Genomic DNA, 21,299 nt, shown 5'->3' with positions numbered 1-21,299 from the left:
CAGACGTGAGCGAGCGTGCAGTTAAACGACGGCGCCCGTCGCCTTCGCGTGGAAGGTGACGGGCGCCGTCGTCGTTCAATCGCGCGGAAACCCTGCGCGGGGTCCTACTACAGGGCTGCGAAGACCTCGCGGAGGAGCTTGGCGGTTTCGGACGGCGTCTTGCCGACCTTCACGCCTGCAGCTTCGAGAGCTTCCTTCTTGGCCTGGGCCGTACCCGCGGAGCCGGAGACGATGGCGCCTGCGTGGCCCATGGTCTTGCCCTCGGGGGCGGTGAAGCCTGCAACGTAGCCGACAACCGGCTTGGTGACGTTGGCCTTGATGAAGTCGGCTGCGCGCTCTTCAGCGTCGCCACCGATTTCGCCGATCATGACGATTGCCTTGGTCTCCGGGTCAGCCTCGAACGCGGCCAGGGCGTCGATGTGCGTGGTGCCGATGACGGGGTCGCCACCGATGCCGATCGCGGTGGAGAAACCGAGGTCGCGCAGTTCGTACATCATCTGGTAGGTCAAGGTACCGGACTTGGAGACCAAGCCGATGGGGCCCTTGCCCGTGATGTTTGCCGGGGTGATGCCAACCAGGGCTTCGCCCGGGGTGATGATGCCGGGGCAGTTCGGGCCGATGATGCGGGTGATCTGCTTGCCGTCAGCGTCCACCGTGGCCTGGGCGAGTGCCCAGAACTCGGCCGAGTCCTGAACCGGCACGCCTTCGGTGATGACAACAACCAGGCCGATGCCTGCTTCGATGGCTTCAACCACGGCGGACTTGGTGAATGCCGGCGGAACGAAGACGATTGAGACGTCGGCGCCGGTCTCCGCAATGGCTTCCTTGACGGTGCCGAAGACGGTGATTTCCTTGTCGCCGTGCAGCACCGTGGTGCCGGCTTTGCGGGCGTTGACGCCGCCGACGATGTTGGTGCCGGCCTTGAGCATCAGGGCGGTGTGCTTGGTGCCTTCGCCGCCGGTGATGCCCTGGACGATGACCTTGGAGTCCTTGTTGAGGTAGATAGACATAGTCTTGCGTCCCTTACTTCGCTGCGTTGGCGAGCTCGGCGGCCTTGTCGGCGCCCTCGTCCATGGTGGCTGCCAGGGTAACCAGCGGGTGGTTGGCCTCGGCCAGGATGCGGCGGCCCTCTTCGACATTGTTGCCATCGAGGCGGACAACCAGCGGCTTGTTGGCGTTGGAGCCAAGCTCGGCCAGTGCACCGACGATGCCCTTTGCCACAGCGTCACAGGCGGTGATGCCACCGAAGACGTTCACGAATACGCTCTTGACCTGCTCGTCACCGAGGATGACGTCCAGGCCGGCGGCCATGACCTCAGCGGAGGCTCCACCTCCGATGTCCAGGAAGTTGGCCGGCTTGACGTTGCCGTGGTTTTCGCCTGCGTAAGCGACGACGTCGAGGGTGGACATCACAAGACCGGCGCCGTTGCCGATGATGCCAACCGAGCCGTCAAGCTTCACGTAGTTGAGGTCCTGCGCCTTGGCCTTGGCCTCGAGCGGGTCAGCTGCGTCCTTGTCCTCAAGTTCAACGTGGTGAACGTGGCGGAAGCCGGCGTTCTCGTCCAGCGAGACCTTGCCGTCAAGGGCAACAATGTCGCCGGCGCCGGTCTTGACCAAGGGGTTGACCTCAACGAGGGTTGCGTCTTCCTTCTTGAAGACGTCCCAGAGCTTCAGGATGACGGAAGCAACCTTGCCACGCAGTTCCTCGGAGAAACCGGCTGCGGCGACGATTTCGTCGGCCTTGGCCTGGTCGATACCGACGGCGGGATCGATGGCGACCTTGGCGAGTGCCTCGGGGCGCTCTACAGCGAGCTGCTCGATTTCCATGCCGCCTTCAACCGAGCACATGGCCAGGTAGTTGCGGTTGGCTCGGTCCAGGAGGACGGAGAAGTAGTATTCCTCAGCAATGTCGGCGCCCTGGGCGATCATGACCTTGTTGACGGTGTGGCCCTTGATGTCCATGCCAAGGATGTTGGTGGCGTGCTCAAGCGCTTCGTCAGCGGACTTTGCGACCTTGACACCGCCAGCCTTGCCACGGCCACCGACCTTTACCTGCGCCTTGACGACGGTCACGCCGCCGATGTTCTCGGCAGCAGCCTTTGCTTCTTCAGGAGTGTGCGCCACGATGCCGGCGAGCACGGGTACACCGTGCGCTTCGAACATATCGCGCGCCTGATATTCAAACAGGTCCACGGTTTAGTGTCCTTCTACGTCGAAGTAGTTTCTGTACAGCCGGAAACCACGGTGACCGCGAAAACCGGCTGCGGATAGGTGCGCATCGAACGGCCGCCAAACAGCCGGTCACATTGCGCAAGTTCCTCTCGAACTTTAGCCCCCCGGGGAGGCCAGCCGGTTCTACAGTACCTGTTAAGTGAGTAAGCACACACTTCTATCGACCGTAGAAAAACCGCTATATGACGCGGTTTTCCGGCTTCAACAGCCGCTACGAATCCAGTTTGGTCAGCGGCGCGTAACGCAACAGCAGCCGTTTCTCGCCGACGTCGAACTTCACCTTCGCCACAGTCTTGTCTCCGGCGCCTTCGACGCCGATCACGGTGCCGTTGCCGAAGCTCGTGTGGTTCACTTTGTCCCCCACGACGACGGCGACCACTTCCTTTTGCGGCTGGACGCGGTTGCGTACGACGGCGGCCGGCACGTCGGCGTTGAAGCCCGCCGTAGCGCTGGCGGCAGCCCCGCGAGAGGTGCCGGCACCCCAGAAGGATCCGCCGTAGCGCCCGGAACCGATGGGGGCGTTCCCCCAGCCGCTCACTTGGCGGGAGGTGCCCTCGCGCTTCCACTCCACGAGACCGGTGGGGATCTCCTCGAGGAATTGGCTGGCGGGGTTGTACTGGCTCTGGCCCCACATGCTGCGCACTTCCGAGCGGGTCACGTAGAGGCGTTTCCGTGCACGGGTGAGGCCCACGTAGGCGAGGCGGCGCTCTTCTGCCAGTTCCTTGGGATCCGTCGCTGAACGCTGATGCGGGAACAGTCCGTGTTCCATGCCGGTCAGGAAGACCACGGGGAATTCCAGGCCCTTGGCCGTGTGGAGCGTCATGAGAGTGACCACGCCCATACGCTTGGCCTCCGCCACGGCGGCCGCAGCGTCCTCGGAGGATCCCTCCGGAGCGTCGGGGATCTGGTCGGCGTCGGCTACGAGGGAGACTTGCTCCAGGAACTCACCCAGCGAGCCTTCCGGGTTGTCGCGCTCGTATTCCCGGACCACTGCCACCAATTCGGCGAGGTTTTCCACGCGCGATTCGTCCTGCGGATCGGTGCTGGCGCGGAGCCCGGCAAGGTACCCCGTCTGTTCCAGGACAGCTTCCAAAGCTGCCGCGGCCCCGGACCCCGAGGCCACCTCGGCCAGGTCATCAAGGAGTTTCACGAAGCCCAGGACCGCGTTCACGGAGCGGGTGGCCATTCCGGGAGCCTGGTCTGCCTTGCGTGCCGCAGTCATGAACGACGTGCGTTCGCGTTCGGCGAGCGCCGCCACGGCACCTTCGGCACGATCGCCGATTCCCCGCTTGGGTTCGTTGAGGACGCGACGCAAGTTGACGTCGTCGTCCGGGTTCACCAGGACGCGAAGGTACGCGAGGGCGTCCTTGATTTCCTTGCGCTCGTAGAAGCGGGTGCCGCCCACCACTTTGTACGGCAGTCCGACTCGGACCAGGACGTCTTCGATGGAGCGGGACTGGGCGTTGGTGCGGTAGAAGATGGCGACGTCGCCGGGACGCAGGCCTTCCTCGTCCTGGAGCCGGTCGATTTCCTTGGCGATGAACTGGGCTTCGTCGTGTTCGTTCTCCCCCACGTAGCCGATGATCTTCTCGCCGTCGCCCTCGGCCGTCCAGAGTTTCTTGTCCGGACGGTTGGGGTTGCGCGAAATAACGGAGTTCGCCGCGCTCAGGATGTTCTGGGTGGAGCGGTAGTTCTGCTCCAACTTGATGGTGCGGGCTTCCGGGTAGTCCTTCTCGAATTCGACAATGTTGCGGATGTCCGCACCGCGGAACGCGTAGATGGATTGGTCGGAGTCGCCGACGACGGTCAGCTCGCTCGCCTGGGGACCCTCGCCGACGATTTCGCGGACCAATGCGTACTGGGCGTGGTTGGTGTCCTGGTATTCGTCCACGAGGACGTGGCGGAATCGACGGCGGTAGGACTCTGCGAGCGCCGGGAAGGCCCGGAACATGTAGACGGTCTGCGCAATGAGGTCGTCGAAGTCCATGGCGTTGGCCTGGCGCAGGCGTTGCGTGTAGCCCTTGAAGACCTCGGCCACGGCCTGCTCGAAAGGTTCGTTGTAGTTGGCGCTCGACGCAAACGCGTCGTCGTCGATGAGCTCGTTCTTGAGGGCCGAGATCTTGTGCTGGATCGCTTTGGGCGCGAACTTCTTGGGGTCAAGGTCCAGGTTCTTCGCTACGAGCGTGATGAGCCGCAGGGAGTCTGCGGAGTCATAGATGGAGAAGTTGGAGTTCAGCCCCACGTTGGCGGCTTCGCGGCGCAGGATACGCACGCAGGAGGAGTGAAACGTGGAGATCCACATGGACTTGGCGCGGCCACCCACGAGAGCCTCGATACGCTCCCGCATTTCGGCGGCCGCCTTGTTGGTGAACGTGATGGCCAGGATCTCGCCGTGGTGGGCCCGTCTGGTGGCGATGAGGTACGCAATACGGTTTGAGAGCACACGGGTTTTGCCCGAACCGGCACCGGCGACGATCAGCAATGGGCTGCCGGCGTGTTTGACGGCTTCCTCCTGCTGGGGATTCAACCCTTGGAGCAACGCCTCCGCAGACGGCAAGCCTGAGTGGCCTCCGTCTTGCCCTCCGCCGGGCGTGCCGCCCCAGGACGCACCGGACGCACCAGGCGCAGAGCCACCGGCGCGCGACAGCATGGCCGGAGCGGCCTTGGTGGCAGCTCGGCTTGCAGCTTTGAAGGGGCCATCCGCGTACGGGTCAAACAACATATCCATGGTGTTTACCAGTCTAGGCGGTGGCCCTGACACTGAAGGACCCGCATGATCTTTCCCCGGTCTCCGTCAAATACTGCCTCAGCCGGGAAATACCGAGGATCCGAAGCCCCCTCCCACTTATGCTTCTTGGAAGCTACAAGTTCGCTGGCTCAGGGACACATCCGAAGGAACGGCATGCGGGGAAAACGAGGGGTTTGGAGAACGCGCCGCCCCGGTGTGGTGTCGAAATACGGAACCGTCCTGGGGTTGTGCATCACCACTGCCTCAAGCTTGTTCCTTGCTGCGGCCAACCGGCTCCAGCCTTGGGAATTCGTCGCTGCGTACCTTGTCCTGGCCGCGGTCCTCGTCTGCTTCGCGCTTATGCTCCACTCGGATGCGTGGCCCTCGCGCCTGGCGGTTCTGCTCGGGCTGATCCTCCTCGCGGAACTGTTGGGCTCCGAACAACAACGCGACGAGTTCAACCCCGTTTTTCTCCCCTACACGCTGGTCCTCTCGGCAAGCTCGGTCCTCGTCCTCTCGATGCGCAAAACCTGGCGCTCGATCTTGTTCACATTCTTGGCGTTCCTGGTGGTCCTGGGATACACGGTGATCTCCGCCTCGGCGGTGGGCGTCCGTCCCGCGAGCGCCTTCATACTGGCCGCGACGTGGATCATCACCTTGGCGATGCGGCTTGGCGGACCACGCGCCTTGGCCCTGTATTGGGGAGATTTCGCCGTGCGCCAGGAGTCCGTGGCTGCCCACATCGTGGCACAGAACCGACGCAGTTCCGTGGCCTGGAACGCGAGGCATTTGCACGACACGGCCTTGCGCACCCTCACCGTGATCGGCCGCCAAGGCGCCGGTCTCTCCTCGGAGGAACTGGGAGAAATGCTCGACGCCGGCGCCTCCTCGGGAACGGCGGCCCGGCCGGGACTCCCGCTGCGAGGGTGGACCGGCGTCGACGTTGGCGCTTCGACCCCCTCCAAGACCCCGCAACCTGGCGAGCTCGCGGTTCGGTTGCGGCGAATCGCCGAGAAACGGGCGCGGGACGGCTTCAGCGTGGAGATCCACGGGATGACCGGAGCGCTGGCCGGGCCTGTCCATGCTGCGTTCCTGGCGGCCGTGGATGAATGCATCCTGAACGCCTACCGGCATGCCGGCGCAGGACATGTGGATGTCCTGCTATCACGGACCTCGGATCACGTGTCAGTGGTAGTCAGCGATTCCGGTTGTGGATTTGACCCTTCGACGCTCCCCGCCGACCGGCTGGGCGTCAAGGAATCCGTCCTCGCCCGGATGCGCGATGCCGGTGGACGTGCGCGGGTCTTTTCCGCGCCTGGACGAGGAACCACGATCCTGCTCGAAGCGGTGGCCGCGTGACTATGCCGGCTATGTCGCGGACCAGCGTGGAGGGGCCCCTCTTCGTGTCCCGTGGAATTCTGGCGACAGCCTGCATCGTGCTGTGGATCCTCAACTTCTATCTCGCTTTTGAGGCAGGCAGCAAGGCAGGCGCTGCCCTTTGGCACGTCCTGGCTGCCGGCCTGGACTTGTTGGGGCTCGTCGTCGCCTTCCAGGCATCCGATGCCGCCACCCCGCGGGGCTGGCTGGCCAATCTGCGCGCCACGTGGCTGGTACTGGCCATTTCTTCCGCTTGCTGCGCAGCATTGGCTGCCGTGCAGGAGACCGGGCTCGCCCTGATTGGGGCGAACGCACTGCTCTCCGCCGTCGCTGTCCTTCTTGTGTCCCATCTCTGGAATCTTCGTGGATTCGTCACCCTCACGCTCGCGACGGCGGCGATCAACACAGCCCTCTACGCCGTCACTCCCGGAGCCGACGGGCGGACGACATCGAACATCCTGTTCCTTTCGCTCCTTCCCGGTGTGGTCGGAACGGTGAGCGTGCTACTGCGCAGGGACGCCATCCAGCGGAAGGGCGCGTGCGGCCTGAGCGAGCGGCTCGACGCCTTGACGCGGGCCATCAACGCCAAAACGTCCGCACAGGAGCTCGAACTGTCGATCACGAAGACCCGGATCGATGAATTGATTGCCAAGGTGGCGCGGGCACGGTCCCTGCCTTTGGACCCCGCGATGGCCCGGGAAGCGAGGGAGCTCGGGGGTCATTTGCGCCAACTGCTACTCGAGGAATGGTCCGACAGTTGGCTCCAGGAGGCATTGGAACTGGAGGGCCTGGGCGGCAGTGTCGTTATTGCCCAGCCCACTGACGTGGTGGAAGAGCTGCCGGAGAGCTCACGCCCGGCCATCCTGGCTGCCACCATGCTGATGGTAGTGGGCGCCACCTTACGGGGCACGCAACAGGGCGGCACCGCTCCACGGTCCGGGGCGGCACACCGCATCCACTTCTTTGCTGAGAAGGCCGGCCATGACGACGCCCGACTGACATGGCGCATCGGCGGAGTTCACAAGAATCACCTCTCGCCTCTGTTGTGGACCGAACTGGATTCGCTGGGGCGCGCCAAAGCGCGCAATGACCGTGAGGGCTGCAGCATCGTGGTTGACACAGCGGGGCGGCGACGTTGACCCGCGTTCTGCTCATTGACCGCCACCAGCTCTTGATCGACTCCTTGTCGCAGTGGCTTCTCCTCAATGCACCGGAAATCCGTGTCCTGGCCGGGGCCTGTTCCTGGACTCCCGGCTCCCGTATGCCCCAAGGTGACGGAGCCGGCAAGGCGGATGTCGCCGTCGTGGGTGAACTGCACGAAAACGAAGCCCCGAATCTTGCCGCTATCGTGTCGTCGCTGAGGGCGTCGGGGACGCAAGTGGTCCTGCTGGCGGACCAACAGCCTGTGACGGCCATCAACTCAGCCCTCGACGCCGGTGCGCTGGCCATTGTGCCGAAGTCCGCCGATCCGGTCCACACCGCGGCTGCGATCCGCGCGGCGGCATCCGGCCGGCGATATCTTCATCCGGACATCAGGGGCTTGCTTGAGTCAGCGGCCGGCAGGAGAGTCGAGTTGTCAGTCAGGGAACGGCGGCTTGTGGAGCTGTACCTTGGACCCACGCCTCGAGGCGTCAGGGAGGTGGCGGAGCTTTTGGCGATCAGCCAGCAGACAGTCAAGTCCCACCTGCACCGGGTCCGGCAGCGCTACGCAGCCGCCGGCTTCAGCGTGGGAAACATCATCAGCCTCCAGGATCAGCTTCGAAAAGACGGCTGGCTGAGCTAGACGACGTGCGGTTTCGGCTGCGGCGATTTCGACGCAAGAATGCTCACCAAGGCCACCAAGAGCGGAACGCACAATGCCGACATGAATCCGGTCACGATCATCCGGCTGTGAATCTCCGGCTGCCCCTCAAAAATCAGGACAACCCAGAACTGCGCCCAGCAGCCGAGGACCATCACCACGGCAAGGCGTCCTATTCCGGACTTCCGTCGAGCGGCGACCGCGAACCCCAAAAGCAGCGTCAACAGGTGGAGGCCAGGCAACGCAACCGGCGCTGCCTTCAGCGCCGTGTACAGGCCCAGGACAACGGGCACCCGGCGTTCCTTGGCGCCGGGACCTTGGCCCGAATCCGCCATGTACGATCCCCCATTACTGAATTCGGGCGTGAGCAGGGCGGTGATTCCCCGCTCCCCCAGGCCGATCAGCCGTTCCGGGTGGGTGGCAAAGAAGGCGGCGATCTTGCCACGATTGATTTGTTCCCCGAACTGGGCGTAATGCGGGTTGTAGACCGCTGAGTTGATGGAATCCATCGTGCTGCCCGCTGCCGTCACGAAACTCCTGTCCAGCCCCAGCCACTTCAAATCCGCGACCGGATCCGGGCTGTTGGGCAGGATCGACGCGAAGACGGTGTTGTAGAGATTCACTTCCGTGGCGCGCTTGGGCTCGACCGATAGGAACGCGACGGCAACTCCTGCAATGGCAATCACGGCTGCCGAGGGCACCACGAACGCCTTCCACCGGCGACGCCGGGAGCCCGCCCGCCGTCGGGCGCTCCCGGAGCCCGTCCGCCGTCGACCGCGAGCGGCGGACGCCCGCCGTCGTTCGTCCACAGGCAACCACAGGAGCGCCAAGGCAATCACCGGCAACCAGGACACCATCTGCGGCATGGCCGAGATCGTAAATGCGGCCGCGAGGACCACCATCAGCACCGAAGCCAAGCGTGGCCGTCCGTCGTTCCAGTAGCGAAGCAGCGCCACTGCCAAGGCAAGTGTGCCCAGGAACGCAGCGGATTCGCGGTAGGGCGACACAAAGAAATCCGCGAAGACCCCGTCCGCCGTGACCAGCGTGACGAGCGCAGCGATCATCACCCGGAACGGTGTCCGCCCCGGCAACGCAGCCACGAGTCCGGCGATGAGGGCGCCAAAGGCAACACAGCATGCAATCCCCACCGCACGCGTATCCAGGCCCGCTCCCCAAGCGAACACCGGCGTGAGCCATTTGCCGAGCCACAAGACCAGCAGTTGCGAGGAATAGACGGGCTCTCCGGATCCAGTGAAGCCGCAAGCTTCACCGTGGTACTGGTGCGGTACCCAGCTCGGATGGATGAAATGCGTGAACTCGGTATAGCCCCACGACCGGAGGTTCCGGACCCCCAGCGAGCAAAGCAGCTGTTGACCGGTCCCGTCGTCGGCCATACCAACGGTCCGGGGCAGGAATAAGCGGAGGATCATGACGAGAGCGGCAAGTGTGCCGGACGATAGGGCAACGCCGCGCGGGCGGGGTGGCCTCAGCGCGCCCGAGCCCACCTCACCCGGGCCGAAAGTGCTGGCCAGGTATGCTGCCGCGGAGCGCAGCGGGCTCGCGGTCCCGTTCTTCCGGCGGAGCGGTTCCGGGGCGAACCGCCCGGGCGGCCCGGGCTTCGCGACATCCGGTCTTGAGTCAACCACGCTTCCGCCCTCCCGTCGGCGCGAGCGTGCCGGTGATGGTGCCGGGACTGGACTGCACATTGGACTGCGAGACGGCGACGGCGCACCGCACCGTGCGAGCGCCGTTCACCGCCCGGATGATCGGACGCAGCGTGATTCCGGCAGGGAGCGCGTCAACGTCGAGGAACTGCAAGGCGTAGGGCAGGCAGCGCGCGTTTCGCGCGGCGGGAGTGGCCACGCTGCCCTCCAGGTTGAACCACGCACTGATGTCCTCCGCGGTGTGGGGCTCGCTGCACGGAACATCGACGCTGTCGTCGTTCAGCCGGCCGTCCGCGAGTTCTTGCCTGTAGCACAGCCGCAAAGCGGCCGAATCATGGCCGGCCAGCACGCCCTTGAGATCCAGGGTGGTGGTCTGTGGAGTGCCATCGTCCGCGGCGAGGAGCACGTCACAACGCACGGCCCGGGCACCGCGTTCCCAGTCGTCACGGCTCGGAGCGTACGCCGCGATGGCGAGCCCGGTTGTTCCGTCGCGTTCTCGGGCGCCGAGATACGCCCGGAGCGTGGCAACTTCGCACAAGCGCGTGGTGAGCGCCTTGAGTTCCTGTTGGCCCGGCCTTGTTCCCCGCCCCGACAAGGGAGCCGGAACTCGCGCGACCTTGTAGGTTTGGGCTGTGTGCGCCTCCGTGCAGGGAACCGGCGGGCTCGGTTCGCTGACGGCGTCGAATTGCTCCGGGGACACAATCAAGTGGCACTCGCCCACTGCCGGGTTGCCGGTGGCCGCTCCGGGAAGGGTCTGGTTGCATCCACTCAGGACCCCTGCGAGCAGCACCGCTGCAGCCCCCGATCCAGCCCATTTCGCCCAGCTACGCGGCACGCCGCCCCCGGGTGGCCTTGCCTGCGCGGACCAAGACAATGATGGCCGCCACAAAGCCGGTGATCACCACAAAAGAACCGAGGAAATGGTGCATGATGCTGAACCCCTGCTCACCCCAGGCCTGCTGTGCACTCGCAATCATGAAGAACCTCAAGCCGTTGCTGACAACAACAATCAGCATCGCCAAGGCAGCGGCGCGGGCCAATCGTGGCACGGTTATGCGGCCCATGAGGAACAAGATGCCGGACAAGGCCAGGACGGGGGCGATCAGCACCGCGCTGGAACACAATCCGGTCACCTCCAGTCCGAAGGGTTGCCCACCGCCGATGTTGTGGAAGATGATGTCGCGGACGCTGTAGGACGAGCCTCCGAGGACCCGCTCGAACACCCAGGCCATGGCCCAGGCCTCGAAACTACGGATGCTTTCCTGTTGCAGCATGGCTAGGACAGCCATCGCCAAACATGCCAGGCCGGGGAGAATCCCGCCCTGGCTCGCCCGGATGGTTGCGGCGCGAGGAGCATGCGGCCCTTGTGGCCCTGCGGAGTATTCGACACTTGTGGTCACTAGGCTTCCTTCGCTAACAGCTGCGCGTCGTTCTCATTGTTGCGCCGGGTTTTCGCCCAGCTGTCGCGTCCTGTGACCAAGCGGTAGGTTGCCCTCAGCACGGACACGTAGTTCTGGTACATGTAGAGCCAGTAGCCAACTCCCCACAGGACTCCTACCAGCCGGCTTTTATCCGGGGCTGCCTGCTTGCGGTAGACGGGACCCCACAAGGCGAACGGCGCGATGCCCGTTGCAATGATGAGCGGGATGATGAACCAGGATGCCGCCAGCCAGGCCTGGAAGCCGCCCATCGTCAGGGAACCCTGGGCCACCATGGTGATGAACAGCGTGGGCCACAAGACCAGGCCCAAGATCTGGATGAACGGCTGGACCAGGAAATAGCTGCATTCGATAGCCCCGATGTTGCTGAAGTACGGAGACTCGAAAATCCGCCCCAGGTAACTGCTGCATTGCATTCCGCCGTGGCACCAGCGGGTCCTCTGGGTCAGCAGTCTGCGAAGCCCCGGAAGTGCTTCCTGGGACACGTGGGCATCATGCATGTATACGGTCTTGTAGCCGCTCAGCAGCACGTGGATCGCGAGTTCGTAGTCCTCCAGGAGGGCCCCGTGCCACGGTTGCCCGGAGGTCCTGGCAATGGTGTCGAGGGCGGAAAGACGGGTGAACTGCCCGTTGCCGCCCAAACCAACGGTCAACGTGTGGCGTCGGAGCGACTGCATGGCTGCGATGGTCGTGCGGAACTCCATGTCCTGCATAAGGATGAGGTATCGGGCGAAGCCTTGCTTCACGCGTCCGAATCCAGTAGCCGTCTTCAGTGCCGGGTCGTCCACATTGGCCATCCACACAGCGGTCTGAGCCGCTCCAACCTCAGGGTCCCCGAAGGCAAGTGGTCCGGCTGCCTGCCGGAACGCATTCTCAGACATCAGCCCATCGGCGTCGAGCACCATGACGATCACCGTTTCACGGTCGGCGCCGGAAGGCAGCCAATCGTCCAGGGCCCGGTATGCAGCGTTCAGAGCGTCCCCCTTGCCAGAACGGGCGTCCGGGAGAACACGGCGAACAAGGTGAATCAAGGGGTCGGTCTCGGATGCGCACTGCACGACGTGGGCCGTGGCGTCTTCACTGGCATCATCCACAACCCAAACGTGAGCCTCAGGAAATTGTCCCCGCAGCTTCGCCAGGGTATTCCCAATCACGGTTTCCTCGTCGCGGCACGGAATGAACACGTGCCAAGTGAAGCCTCCCGGTGTTCCCTCCGGATCCGGCGTCCTACGCAGAAACGGAACCAGGATCACGCTGATGTAGGCCAGGAACACCACCAACAACACGAATGCCAGGGCTTGGGCGGACTCGAGTACTGACATGTCTCCCCGATAGTGCTTTGAGGCTGTTTACGGCCGTTTCAAGAAAAGTTGAAGCGGGGCGGCCCCTGAGGTAGAGCCGCCCCGCGGATGATGCAGCTAGGAATCCTTGCGGCTGGCAGCCCGCTTCGCGGTCTTGAGCCTGCTGTTGCGCAGGACCACAAATCCGGCAACCAACAACGCAATGCCCAGGAGGATGACCCAACCAAGTGCCGGCGCTCCGGTGGCGGCGAGGGTACCGCCGCCCGCCACTGCTCCCCCGGTCGCCAAACTATTTCCGTACATGCTGCGAAGTTCCTTCCGTTGTTCTTGTCTGGTTGCGGGCAGGCGCAATCAGGCGGCCGGAGCCGCGGTCCGACGGCGTGCGCGGAAGAGGAACCAGCAAACCAGCGCCAGCAATGCCGCTGCGCCGCTGATGGCCAGGGTGTCGTTGTTGACCACCGGGATTGCTGCAGCAAGCAGGTTCGGACCCACGGAGGCGTTGGCCAGGTTGACGGTGGCGATGCTGCCGCCGGCTATGCCCACCTGGAGCGCACGCTCGGTAAAGATGCCCCCGCTGCTTTGCTGAACGTTGACCTTGGCCGAGACCAGTGCGGTCAAGGCATTGGACAGCGGGGTCACGATGGTCGAGGACACACCCGAGACGACGCCGTTCAGGGCGGTGGTCAGGACGGCCAGTGCGGGGCCGGCAGTGATCTGCGCAATCGGTCCAAGGGCGTTGACCGCAGCGGTCGCGCTAGCCAGCGTGGAGTTGACCAGGCTGGTGATCTTGGCGGCAACCGCCTGCGGCAGGAACAAAACGAGGTCGGTGCCAGGGGGCAGGGCGTTCAGGCTCGGCACACCGGCAACGGCCAGGAGGTCTGCCTCGGTGATCGAGATCGTGCCACCCGCAACAGGATTCGCCACGGTGACGCCCAAAGGACCCAGGACTAGGTTGGCGGTGTTGATGGCGGTACCAACCGTGCCGGCAACTCCGCCAATGACCGTTCCGCGAAGATCAGCCGATACGCCGGCAACGGAATAGGCGCCGGCTGGGGCTGCTCCTTGGTCCTGCTTGGCGGCCGCGGCCAGCGTGGTGATCTTCAGGTCCAGGTTCACGAGGTCGGCGCCACCAAGGATGTTGGCCGTGCCCACTTTGATTTCAGCCGCCGGGATGCTGGGGCTTCCCGACGTCGGCAGGCCGCCGGGTAAAGTGACGAGGCCCGGTGCGCCGGAAACCGTACCGGAGAACGCCGCCGAGGACCCGTCATTGACGGCCTTGCCGTACTGGCTGACGGCCCCCAGCTGGATGATGCCGTTGTTGCCCAGCAACGGAATGTTTCCCGCACCGACGTTCACGATGCCGAAGGCGGCGGAAAGGTCGAGCGGGGTGCTGCTTTCAATGACGGCGGGGCCGGATGGCGGAGTGCCGATCTGCTGCGCCGTTGCCGCGCCATTGGATGCCAAACCGGCAAAGTTCGGCATGGCAAGGACGCTGCCGTCGATGATCTGCCCGCTGCCGGAGGAAATAATGTCCGTCGGTCCGGCAGTAGCTGATGGTGCCGCTGCCAGGCCGAAACCCAACGCTACGACGGCGCTGACGCCCACCGCGGCGGACCATGTCCTGTGTCTGGTATTCAAGTATTGCCCCCTCGTGAGAGTTGCAATCACGCCGGGCGCGCTGCAACGGAAACCTCGGAGAACGCACGTCCCCCGTGGAGAAAGTAAACAAGGCCCGGGGCGGTAGCTTCCTGAAGGTACCCGAATGGGTTAAGCGACGAAGTCGGGGCGTCGCTGACCGATCCCCAACATGGAGTCGATGGCCGCCACAGCACGGTCTGCCGCGCCGCCGTCGCCGCACGGGTTCACTGCCTTGGCCATCGCCGAATACTGTGCGTCGTCCCCCATCAAAGCGTTGACGGCGTCCACGATGGTTTGCTCGTCCGTCCCGATGAGCCGTGCGGTGCCTGCCGCCACGGCCTCGGGGCGTTCGGTGTTGTCACGCATCACCAGAACGGGTTTCCCGAGGGCCGGCGCCTCTTCCTGCACTCCGCCCGAGTCCGTGAGGACCACGTGGCACAGGCTCAGTAGCTTGGTGAAATCCAGGTAGCCGAGGGGTTCCGTGACGATGATGTTGTGGACGCCTGCGACTTCCGGCAGGACGGCCTCCCGCACGGCTGGATTCCGATGCATGGGAAGGACGATTTCCACTTCGGGGCACCGGTCTGCGATCCGCGCGAGCGCCTTGCCCACGCCCACCATGGCCTGGCCTAGGTTTTCTCGTCGGTGGAGAGTCACAAGCAGGATCTTGCGGCCCGAATCCGTCGCGGTCCGGAGCGCGGGTTCCGTAAACTCAACGTCCCGTTTGACGGTCCCAAGTAGCGCGTCGATGACCGTATTTCCGGTCACCGCGATGTTCTCCGCCGGAATGCCCTCGGACAACAGATTGTCCTTGCCCGTGGACGTGGGCGCGAGATGCAGCGTGGCGATTTGCCCGAGCAAGCGGCGGTTCGCTTCCTCTGGAAAAGGTGAATTCAGGTTGCCGCTGCGCAGTCCGGCTTCAAGGTGGACCACAGGAATTCCGTGGTAGAACGCTGCCAGCCCCGCGGCCATGGCGGTGGTGGTGTCTCCTTGGACCACTACCGCGTCCGGCCTGACCTCGCAGAGGACTTCCGTGACTCCCTGCAAGGTCTTTTCAGTGATCCCGGCAAGGGTCTGGCGGGGCTGGATGATGTTCAGGTCATGCTCCGGTTGGATGCCGAAGAGCGCGTTGACCTGGTCCAGCATTTCCCGGTGCTGCCCGGTCACTGCTACGGGCGCGTTGTAACGGCGGGTTGCACGCAAGGCATGGACCAGCGGCGCCATTTTGATGGCCTCCGGACGGGTGCCGTAAACGAGCAGGACGGTGCGGTTATCCAAATTTTCCCCCTGGGCTTGAGCTGCCGTCCGGAGATTAGCAACCGCCCAGCGCCCCGCCCCGGGGTACTCCCCATTTGGGTCAATCCCCTCCGAGGGACATGCCCCTCTTTGCTTGAACCAGTGGACATAACGGCACTATGTCCACTCCTCAAACCAAGGAAGGCGCATGCTCAGGCGAATTGCGGTACCGAGGTGAGCGCAGCGCGCAACTCCCGGACCGCCGTCGGGCCTCCCGCGAGGAACCAGTCCAGGCCGTTGACGCGCACGACGTCGGTGTCCCCGCCGGCCGCGCGGACGATCGCCTTGCCGGGGAGCCAGTCCCACTCGGGGCAGCTGTGTTGGAACCAGCAGCCCAGTTCGCCGTCGGCCACGCGGCCGAGATCGCAGGATCCGGAACCGAACATGCGCAGTGAAGCTGCGGACACCGCTGCGGCGTGCCAAGGCATGGCGGCGCGGGGATCGGCGAGCCAGGTGGGGTGGATGTAAGTCGCGGCACCGAGTTCACTGAGCGCTGCCCCCGACGGTCCCGGGATCCGTTCGCCGTTGAGCGTCGCGGGGTGGCCTTCGCCGCCGGTCCAGAGCTTGTCGAGCTCCGGTTGATAGATGGCACCGAGAATGACGTCGGCATCCGAGGCGCCCCCGTTTGATGCCGCGCCCTCGTGCTTCAAGGCGATCGCCGAGCACCAATACGTGGAGCCGTGCAGGAAATTGTAGGTACCGTCCACGGGATCGATCACCCAGGTGCGGCCGCTGCTTCCTGCCACCGAGCTTCCTTCTTCACCCAGGATGCCGTCATCCGGGCGGCAACGGCGCAGTTGCTCAAGGACGTAGGCCTCAGCCGCATGGTCCGCGGCGGTCACCACGTCCGAAACCGATGTCTTCCGTTCCCCTTGCAAGCCGCCCATCCGCATCAGCAGGGCAAGCTGCCCGGCTTCCCGGACCAGGGCAGCAGCAAGTTCGTAGTCGTCGAGCGAAGGATCAAGTTCTGTGGCGGAGTGCCTGCCAGTGGTCATGGGTCCAGCTTATGTGGCGGGATAATGAATGACATGGCCAAGACCCCAGCCCAACGCATCAAGAAGCACGGCGCGAATGCCGCCGTCCCCCAGCACCACTTGCCGCCGGTGATCAATCCCACCACCCAGCGGTCCCCCGAGAAGGCCCAGAACAACGGCCGCCTCATAGTGATTGCCGGGGTCGTGGCGAGCCTTTTCCTGTTTTGGTACGTGCACCTGCTGACCCTGAACCAGATGACCCAGTTGTCCGGCGGCATGGCCATGCCCGATTCCCTCATCGGCGGGTTCTCGACCGACTACGTCCATCAATTGCATGGCGCCATGACCGACGACGCCCGCGGACAGCTCAGCTACATCCACAAGACCGCCGGAACCTTGTTTCCGCTGATCTTCGGTTTCACCTGGCTTCTGCTCATCGGCACCAATGTGGCCGGAAAGGCACTGCGCTGGACGCTGTGGGCTGCTCCGCTGATGTTCGCGGTGGTCCGTTTGTGGAGCAACGTGGCGGTCGACGCCGCGCTGGGATCGGCAACGCCCGACGCCGGCCAGGTGGCTTTGGCTTCTACACTCACCGTCGCGGGCTGGGTACTGTTCCTGCTGAGCCTTTTGGCTGGCGGCGCGGCTGTGTTCCTGGGGCGCCAGGCGTCCCGGGAGGACCGGCGGAAGATCCGGCAGGGCTAGGGATCGGACGCCGGACGGCCCTATCGCGCCGGTTGGATCCCCATCGCCGACAACAAACGGTTCGCTTCGAGGACCGTCTTCGTGGCCGACTTTAAGCTTGCCAGCGCGCGGACGGCAGCGACGAATTCCCTCGGTACGTTCTCAGGCGTCCGATGGCCCACCGGAATGCAGTCCCAGAATTCCGTGCAGCTGGCGAGCATCTCCGGGGATCCGGCGGGGAGCCTCTGCTCCTCACCGATGGCAACCACCAAGGCAACAAGAGTCGGCCAGACGAGTTCCAGATATCCTTCGTAGGCCACAAGCGCGAGGTTTCGAACAAGGCGACCCAACGAAAGGCCTCCGGCTTTCAAGCACTCTGGCGCGGCGGCCGCCAAATGGTCTGCGGACAACTGCCCAGCCGCGGCCAGCACCAGAACGATTTGCACTATGGCATCGCGGGTCTTTTCGTGCGCGGACGCGAGCGCCCTCACAATCCATTCGTGTGAGTGCACCCCGAGGTCATCGGCGACCCAAGCGTCCATGCCAAGCCTAGAAACGTCATACTCCGACCAGGACGAATCTGCCCAGGGCCTCAGACGCCACACGGCACCCAATTCAGGCCAGAATGGAACTTCCGCTGCATTTCCGTCGGAACTGCGCTTTGCGGTGTTCCATAGCTCAGCCTCGAACAAATGCTGTGGGATGGACGGGAATCGTTCCTTTGGCACGGGCAATGTGAGCGGCTCGTCGACCTGAGGTGCAACGAATCCGCCCCCTGCTACCCAATCGCGCAATATCCTGCCAGCGTTCCGCTCGGGATCATCGGATCCGTCCAGCGGTTTGACGTCGAGCCTTTCCAAGCCTTCCGCATCAATGCCGGAGGTCGGCCCCAACCGAAGCAGGGCTTGGAACATGTCGGCCTCCCCGTACGCCAAACCTTCACGTTCATACCATTGAAGGGCTGGGATGAGCCGTTCCAAGCTCACCCGGAAGTTCGCGTAGCTCGGGGTGGCCAGGGAATATGCGGCTGTCCCGGTCACGACGGCCAATTCGCTAAACCGAAGTATGCGGACTGCGCCCAGCGGATTCGTTGCCCGGAATGGATCCCTGTAGTCAAGCGGCTCGGACAGCGAAGACCGAAGCAACTCCATCATGCTCCGGTGGGCGGCCAGGTTGTGCTCGCCCGAAGCCCACATCCTCAGCACGAATCCGGGACTCGGCGTCGCCCAGTGACCCCAGCTAGTTTCTGACAGGCCTTTCACCCATGGATTGTCAGGACGCGAAACGAGCAATGGGTACTTTTTCCGATACTCCTCGCGATGTTCTGGGGGTCGGCGGTACAGGGCGCGCAGCAGCAGCTCCAGGTTTTGTTCTTCTTGGATCCGCGAGCCGTAGTAGTCGATCTGTTCAGCAAGGGCACGCCGGGGATCACGTCGCAGTGGCGCAAATGGCTTCTCTGCTGGCTGTCTTGGGCCAGTCCCCCAAAGTTGCGCGGCCACTGGAGCCTCTGGTTCGGTAGGAGTACGCGGAGTCCCCAGGGTCTTCGCGGCTATGGTCTGGATCTCCAGGTCCGACGATCCCGATGCCGCTTCCCAACACGCGGCGAGGACGGCGCCATCGTAATTCCTGGTCACTGCTTGGGACTTCAGGTGCCGGACCAACTTTTTCTGGAGGTTCTTTTCCGGCCGGCCAAACACGGTGACGCTCAGATCCTCCAGATCGCGCCCGTCCAAGGGCGTTTTGAGCAAGAGCTGCAACGCAAAGCCCGAGAGGAACCCCGGTGCCGTGGCCACTGTCGACAACCAAAGTGGCACGCTCGCGGCCATCTCTCGCGGGTCGGGACTGAGCACCTTCAGCACATCGAGCAAGACCCTTTGGGTGGGCAGGCTGTCACCTCGCGCCAGCGCGGTATGGACATGGGCGATCACCGACTCACGACTGAATGTCCCACGCTCAATGTAGCCACGAACCGCGGCCTCCACTCCCCAGTTTTCTGCGTTGAATCGATAAGTCAACGTACCGAGCACGTTCGGAAGCTCGAAGCAACGCAGGAGTGTTTCAGGAGCCGTGGCATCTTGATCCCATAACTCAAGCAAAGATTTCTGCATCTTCGGAAAGAGTTGTGCACGCCCGTCGTTGCCTATCCGGAATTCGACGCCGGACCAACCGGTGTACTCAAAATGCACAGCGCTTTCGTCGTTCCAAACCTCATGGGACCTAGCACCAACAAGGCTCCTGTAGTACCACGCCCACAGACGCGGATAGGCCTCAAAATCCTTCGGTTCGATTCCAAAATGCAGCATGAGCGGCAGGCAACAGCGGACAACATTTATTGCTGTCCGCTCTCCACTGCGTGCATTGCGTTCAATTGCCGCTGCCACAAATCCCCTGCACCAGCTCTCACCTCTGGAAGCCAGAACGTCCAGCAGCAAAAGGATGTGGACAGTTCGGATCGGGAAATCCCGCCAAGGCAGGATTTTGGCGGCGCTGACTGGGGAATCCAAAACTACCGTCAGGATGTGGATAACCATCAAAAGGTCCCAGGTTTGGTCGATTGATCGACCTGCTCCGTACTGCCGCCAATCGTGGGCGTCGGCCAACAGGTATCTGCGGTTCTTGGCGAACCAGTGTGCCGCTTCCATCCGCTCATCTGGGAGAATCCCTGCGAGGTAATCACGCAGAGCGTCCCATTGCCGAGACTCGACAAGGTGACGTACATGCTCAACGACCTTGGGCTCGGCGCTGCCCATTCCCGCCCCTGCGGCCGTCATGAGTTCGCCGGTCCTGGATCTTGTGCAGGCTCCATCCGGAAGAGCTGCACCGCGAGCACATGTTTACAAGGCCCCCTGGAGCCCCGGTGGTCAGCCCACCACGCACAGGTGCACTGGTAGACGCCGTCAATTCTTATTACATGGTGGACGTAAGTGCCAGCTCCCGCCAGGACTTGCCATCGATCCTCTAACCACTCGACGCCGCCCTTCTTGGCTACGATGTCGCGAGCGGCCCGAAGCCTCGGGTAGTCCTTGACGATCCGGTCAGGTTCCAGTGGCAACTCCCGGTGGAAATAAGCGTTCTCAAGCAGGTCGAAGCCGACTTTTCCGGACGTGCCCAAGCAGGCTAGGCCTTGGGTGACTCTCTGGGCGGGGAGGCCCGCGCTGCCTCCCAGCGACGCAGTGGAGATGACGGGCTGCCACTGGAGAAACTCCTGCACCGCGGCCCCGGCTTCCTTGGCTCCGGGAACAGCGAGCGCTTCCAAGATGCCGCCCTCTCCTGAGAATCCACGGTAAGGCGCCGGCGAAAGCAGCAGCGTGAAGTCGGCACCGGGAAGCCTGAAAACCCACGCACTTGCACCGCTGTCGTGGCGGAAAATCTCCAGTTTCGACGCAAACCTCGCCACCCGCTTTGCGGCGGCGAGCCTCCCCGTGCCCGCCAACGTGACTGTCGATGGTTTTTGGCGGACTTCCGCCCGGAGTCCACGAAGAGCGGGGGCGAGGAAGACAGTGCGTCCTGGCTGTGCTGCAGGGAGTGAAGCCAGGAACTGGCTAATTGCGGACCCTGCCAAGGTGGCAAGATGAACCATTCCTGCCGCGATGGACGGCGTTTCGGCGAAGCCACGGATCCATCGGTCCGGCAGCTCAACCTGGCGTTCCACATGGCTCTCGCCGGGGGTGGAAACCACCAAGCGATCACGGCCGACCTCCAGATGCATCAGCTCGTTTCTGGACACATTCGCCAGCATTGAGCGTAGCGGACCATTGATGTCCACGTTCGTTGTCCCAAAGCCGATTTCCCCACCGTCGAGACTGCTGCTCGCGAGGTCCAGCCGGGCATAGACGCCGTTGCAAGCCGAAAAAGACTCGGCCCGGAGGCGGTCACCCCCCGCGGTCATGACCGGATCCAGGACATCGCTCAACTTGAAGGCTGCATCAAAATAACGTGATGCTGCCACATCCGCCACGGCCAGAAGCGCGCTCGAAACCACGTCGGGCCGGACGGCAAAGCCACGAAAGAAGCTCGGATTTTCGACCAAGCCTTGAGGCGTGACACCCAAGGCCGACTCAAGAAAGAGCTGTTGGACTCCCTCCGATTCGAGAAGCATCGATTCGGCGCGGTACATACCCATGCAAATCCCCCGTCTTGGATGAGCTTGTCATAGCGCCAGAGTAGA

Annotated in this window: 17 protein-coding genes; 4 read left to right on the top strand and 13 right to left on the bottom strand. The window is 63.7% G+C overall.

All coding sequences use genetic code 11. The features are described 5' to 3' along the window. Window positions 1-107: 107 nt before the first annotated feature. From sucD to pcrA, 3 genes are all read right to left on the bottom strand, one after another. A complete protein-coding gene (gene sucD, locus AC1DJW_RS13635; protein WP_184737777.1) occupies window positions 108-1,010 on the bottom strand; it encodes a succinate--CoA ligase subunit alpha in 903 nt (300 codons plus the stop codon). A 13-nt stretch (window positions 1,011-1,023) separates the two neighbouring features. Then, complete coding sequence (gene sucC / locus AC1DJW_RS13630) at window positions 1,024-2,193, bottom strand: ADP-forming succinate--CoA ligase subunit beta (RefSeq protein WP_284752438.1); 1,170 nt, start codon at window positions 2,191-2,193, stop codon at window positions 1,024-1,026. A 250-nt stretch (window positions 2,194-2,443) separates the two neighbouring features. Continuing rightward, complete coding sequence (gene pcrA / locus AC1DJW_RS13625; protein ID WP_476901650.1) at window positions 2,444-4,960, bottom strand: DNA helicase PcrA; 2,517 nt, start codon at window positions 4,958-4,960, stop codon at window positions 2,444-2,446. Window positions 4,961-5,134: 174 nt separating this feature from the next. Between pcrA and AC1DJW_RS13620 the strand changes: the two genes are divergently transcribed. Genes AC1DJW_RS13620 through AC1DJW_RS13610 form a run of 3 tightly spaced genes read left to right on the top strand, consistent with a single transcriptional unit; the run spans window position 5,135 to window position 8,120 of the window. Next, a complete protein-coding gene (locus tag AC1DJW_RS13620) occupies window positions 5,135-6,319 on the top strand; it encodes a sensor histidine kinase (RefSeq protein ID WP_390282262.1) in 1,185 nt (394 codons plus the stop codon). 11 nt (window positions 6,320-6,330) lie between these two features. Next, complete coding sequence (locus AC1DJW_RS13615) at window positions 6,331-7,476, top strand: hypothetical protein (protein ID WP_476901649.1); 1,146 nt, start codon at window positions 6,331-6,333, stop codon at window positions 7,474-7,476. Next, window positions 7,473-8,120, top strand: coding sequence for a hypothetical protein (locus AC1DJW_RS13610; protein ID WP_476901648.1), 648 nt, complete (start codon window positions 7,473-7,475; stop codon window positions 8,118-8,120). The genes AC1DJW_RS13615 and AC1DJW_RS13610 overlap by 4 nt, the downstream gene beginning before the upstream one ends. On the opposite strand, the gene wsfD is transcribed toward AC1DJW_RS13610, so the two are convergent. From wsfD to AC1DJW_RS13570, 8 genes are all read right to left on the bottom strand, one after another. Beyond that, on the bottom strand, window positions 8,117-9,784 hold the full coding sequence (wsfD, locus tag AC1DJW_RS13605) for a glycan biosynthesis hexose transferase WsfD (protein ID WP_476901647.1): 1,668 nt from the start codon (window positions 9,782-9,784) through the stop codon (window positions 8,117-8,119). The two genes, AC1DJW_RS13610 and wsfD, sit on opposite strands and share 4 nt — an antisense overlap. Then, window positions 9,777-10,592 (bottom strand): septum formation family protein, encoded by an 816-nt coding sequence (locus AC1DJW_RS13600; RefSeq protein ID WP_476901646.1) that lies wholly within the window; start codon window positions 10,590-10,592, stop codon window positions 9,777-9,779. Before AC1DJW_RS13600 ends, wsfD begins: the two co-directional genes overlap by 8 nt. A 34-nt stretch (window positions 10,593-10,626) precedes the next feature. Further along, complete coding sequence (gene xrtS, locus AC1DJW_RS13595; protein WP_476901645.1) at window positions 10,627-11,202, bottom strand: exosortase S; 576 nt, start codon at window positions 11,200-11,202, stop codon at window positions 10,627-10,629. Next, window positions 11,202-12,563 carry a glycosyltransferase family 2 protein gene (locus tag AC1DJW_RS13590; RefSeq protein ID WP_390282256.1) on the bottom strand — a complete coding sequence of 454 codons (1,362 nt, stop codon included), beginning with the start codon at window positions 12,561-12,563 and terminating at the stop codon, window positions 11,202-11,204. Before AC1DJW_RS13590 ends, xrtS begins: the two co-directional genes overlap by 1 nt. A gap of 96 nt (window positions 12,564-12,659) precedes the next feature. Next, a complete protein-coding gene (locus AC1DJW_RS13585; protein ID WP_284752428.1) occupies window positions 12,660-12,845 on the bottom strand; it encodes a hypothetical protein in 186 nt (61 codons plus the stop codon). Between the two features lie 48 nt (window positions 12,846-12,893). Next, a complete protein-coding gene (locus tag AC1DJW_RS13580) occupies window positions 12,894-14,180 on the bottom strand; it encodes a PVV-CTERM domain-containing choice-of-anchor G protein (protein ID WP_390282255.1) in 1,287 nt (428 codons plus the stop codon). A 129-nt stretch (window positions 14,181-14,309) separates the two neighbouring features. Next, complete coding sequence (wecB, locus tag AC1DJW_RS13575; protein ID WP_476901644.1) at window positions 14,310-15,458, bottom strand: non-hydrolyzing UDP-N-acetylglucosamine 2-epimerase; 1,149 nt, start codon at window positions 15,456-15,458, stop codon at window positions 14,310-14,312. Window positions 15,459-15,628: 170 nt separating this feature from the next. Further along, a complete protein-coding gene (locus AC1DJW_RS13570) occupies window positions 15,629-16,471 on the bottom strand; it encodes an inositol monophosphatase family protein (RefSeq protein WP_284752425.1) in 843 nt (280 codons plus the stop codon). 33 nt (window positions 16,472-16,504) lie between these two features. Here AC1DJW_RS13570 and AC1DJW_RS13565 point away from each other — a divergent pair, with 33 nt between their 5' ends. Further along, window positions 16,505-17,152 carry a hypothetical protein gene (locus AC1DJW_RS13565; protein ID WP_284752424.1) on the top strand — a complete coding sequence of 216 codons (648 nt, stop codon included), beginning with the start codon at window positions 16,505-16,507 and terminating at the stop codon, window positions 17,150-17,152. A gap of 20 nt (window positions 17,153-17,172) precedes the next feature. On the opposite strand, the gene AC1DJW_RS13560 is transcribed toward AC1DJW_RS13565, so the two are convergent. Further along, the gene (locus AC1DJW_RS13560; protein WP_476901643.1) at window positions 17,173-19,902 is read right to left on the bottom strand and encodes a hypothetical protein; all 2,730 of its coding nucleotides are present in this window, start codon (window positions 19,900-19,902) and stop codon (window positions 17,173-17,175) included. Further along, on the bottom strand, window positions 19,899-21,254 hold the full coding sequence (locus tag AC1DJW_RS13555; protein WP_476901642.1) for an SWIM zinc finger family protein: 1,356 nt from the start codon (window positions 21,252-21,254) through the stop codon (window positions 19,899-19,901). The genes AC1DJW_RS13560 and AC1DJW_RS13555 overlap by 4 nt, the downstream gene beginning before the upstream one ends. Between the last annotated feature and the right edge of the window lie 45 nt (window positions 21,255-21,299).

It is taken from the genome of Arthrobacter sp. 05L417 (assembly GCF_056397865.1).
This window is presented reverse-complemented; position numbering and strand designations above follow the sequence as displayed.

Coding starts and splice junctions, on each gene's coding strand:
- sucD (WP_184737777.1), bottom strand. CDS start 1,010: ATGTCTATCTACCTCAACAAGGACTCCAAGGTCATCGTCCAGGGCATC.
- pcrA (WP_476901650.1), bottom strand. CDS start 4,960: ATGGATATGTTGTTTGACCCGTACGCGGATGGCCCCTTCAAAGCTGCA.
- AC1DJW_RS13620 (WP_390282262.1), top strand. CDS start 5,135: ATGCGGGGAAAACGAGGGGTTTGGAGAACGCGCCGCCCCGGTGTGGTG.
- AC1DJW_RS13615 (WP_476901649.1), top strand. CDS start 6,331: ATGTCGCGGACCAGCGTGGAGGGGCCCCTCTTCGTGTCCCGTGGAATT.
- AC1DJW_RS13590 (WP_390282256.1), bottom strand. CDS start 12,563: ATGTCAGTACTCGAGTCCGCCCAAGCCCTGGCATTCGTGTTGTTGGTG.
- AC1DJW_RS13585 (WP_284752428.1), bottom strand. CDS start 12,845: ATGTACGGAAATAGTTTGGCGACCGGGGGAGCAGTGGCGGGCGGCGGT.
- AC1DJW_RS13570 (WP_284752425.1), bottom strand. CDS start 16,471: ATGACCACTGGCAGGCACTCCGCCACAGAACTTGATCCTTCGCTCGAC.
- AC1DJW_RS13565 (WP_284752424.1), top strand. CDS start 16,505: ATGGCCAAGACCCCAGCCCAACGCATCAAGAAGCACGGCGCGAATGCC.
- AC1DJW_RS13560 (WP_476901643.1), bottom strand. CDS start 19,902: ATGACGGCCGCAGGGGCGGGAATGGGCAGCGCCGAGCCCAAGGTCGTT.
- AC1DJW_RS13555 (WP_476901642.1), bottom strand. CDS start 21,254: ATGGGTATGTACCGCGCCGAATCGATGCTTCTCGAATCGGAGGGAGTC.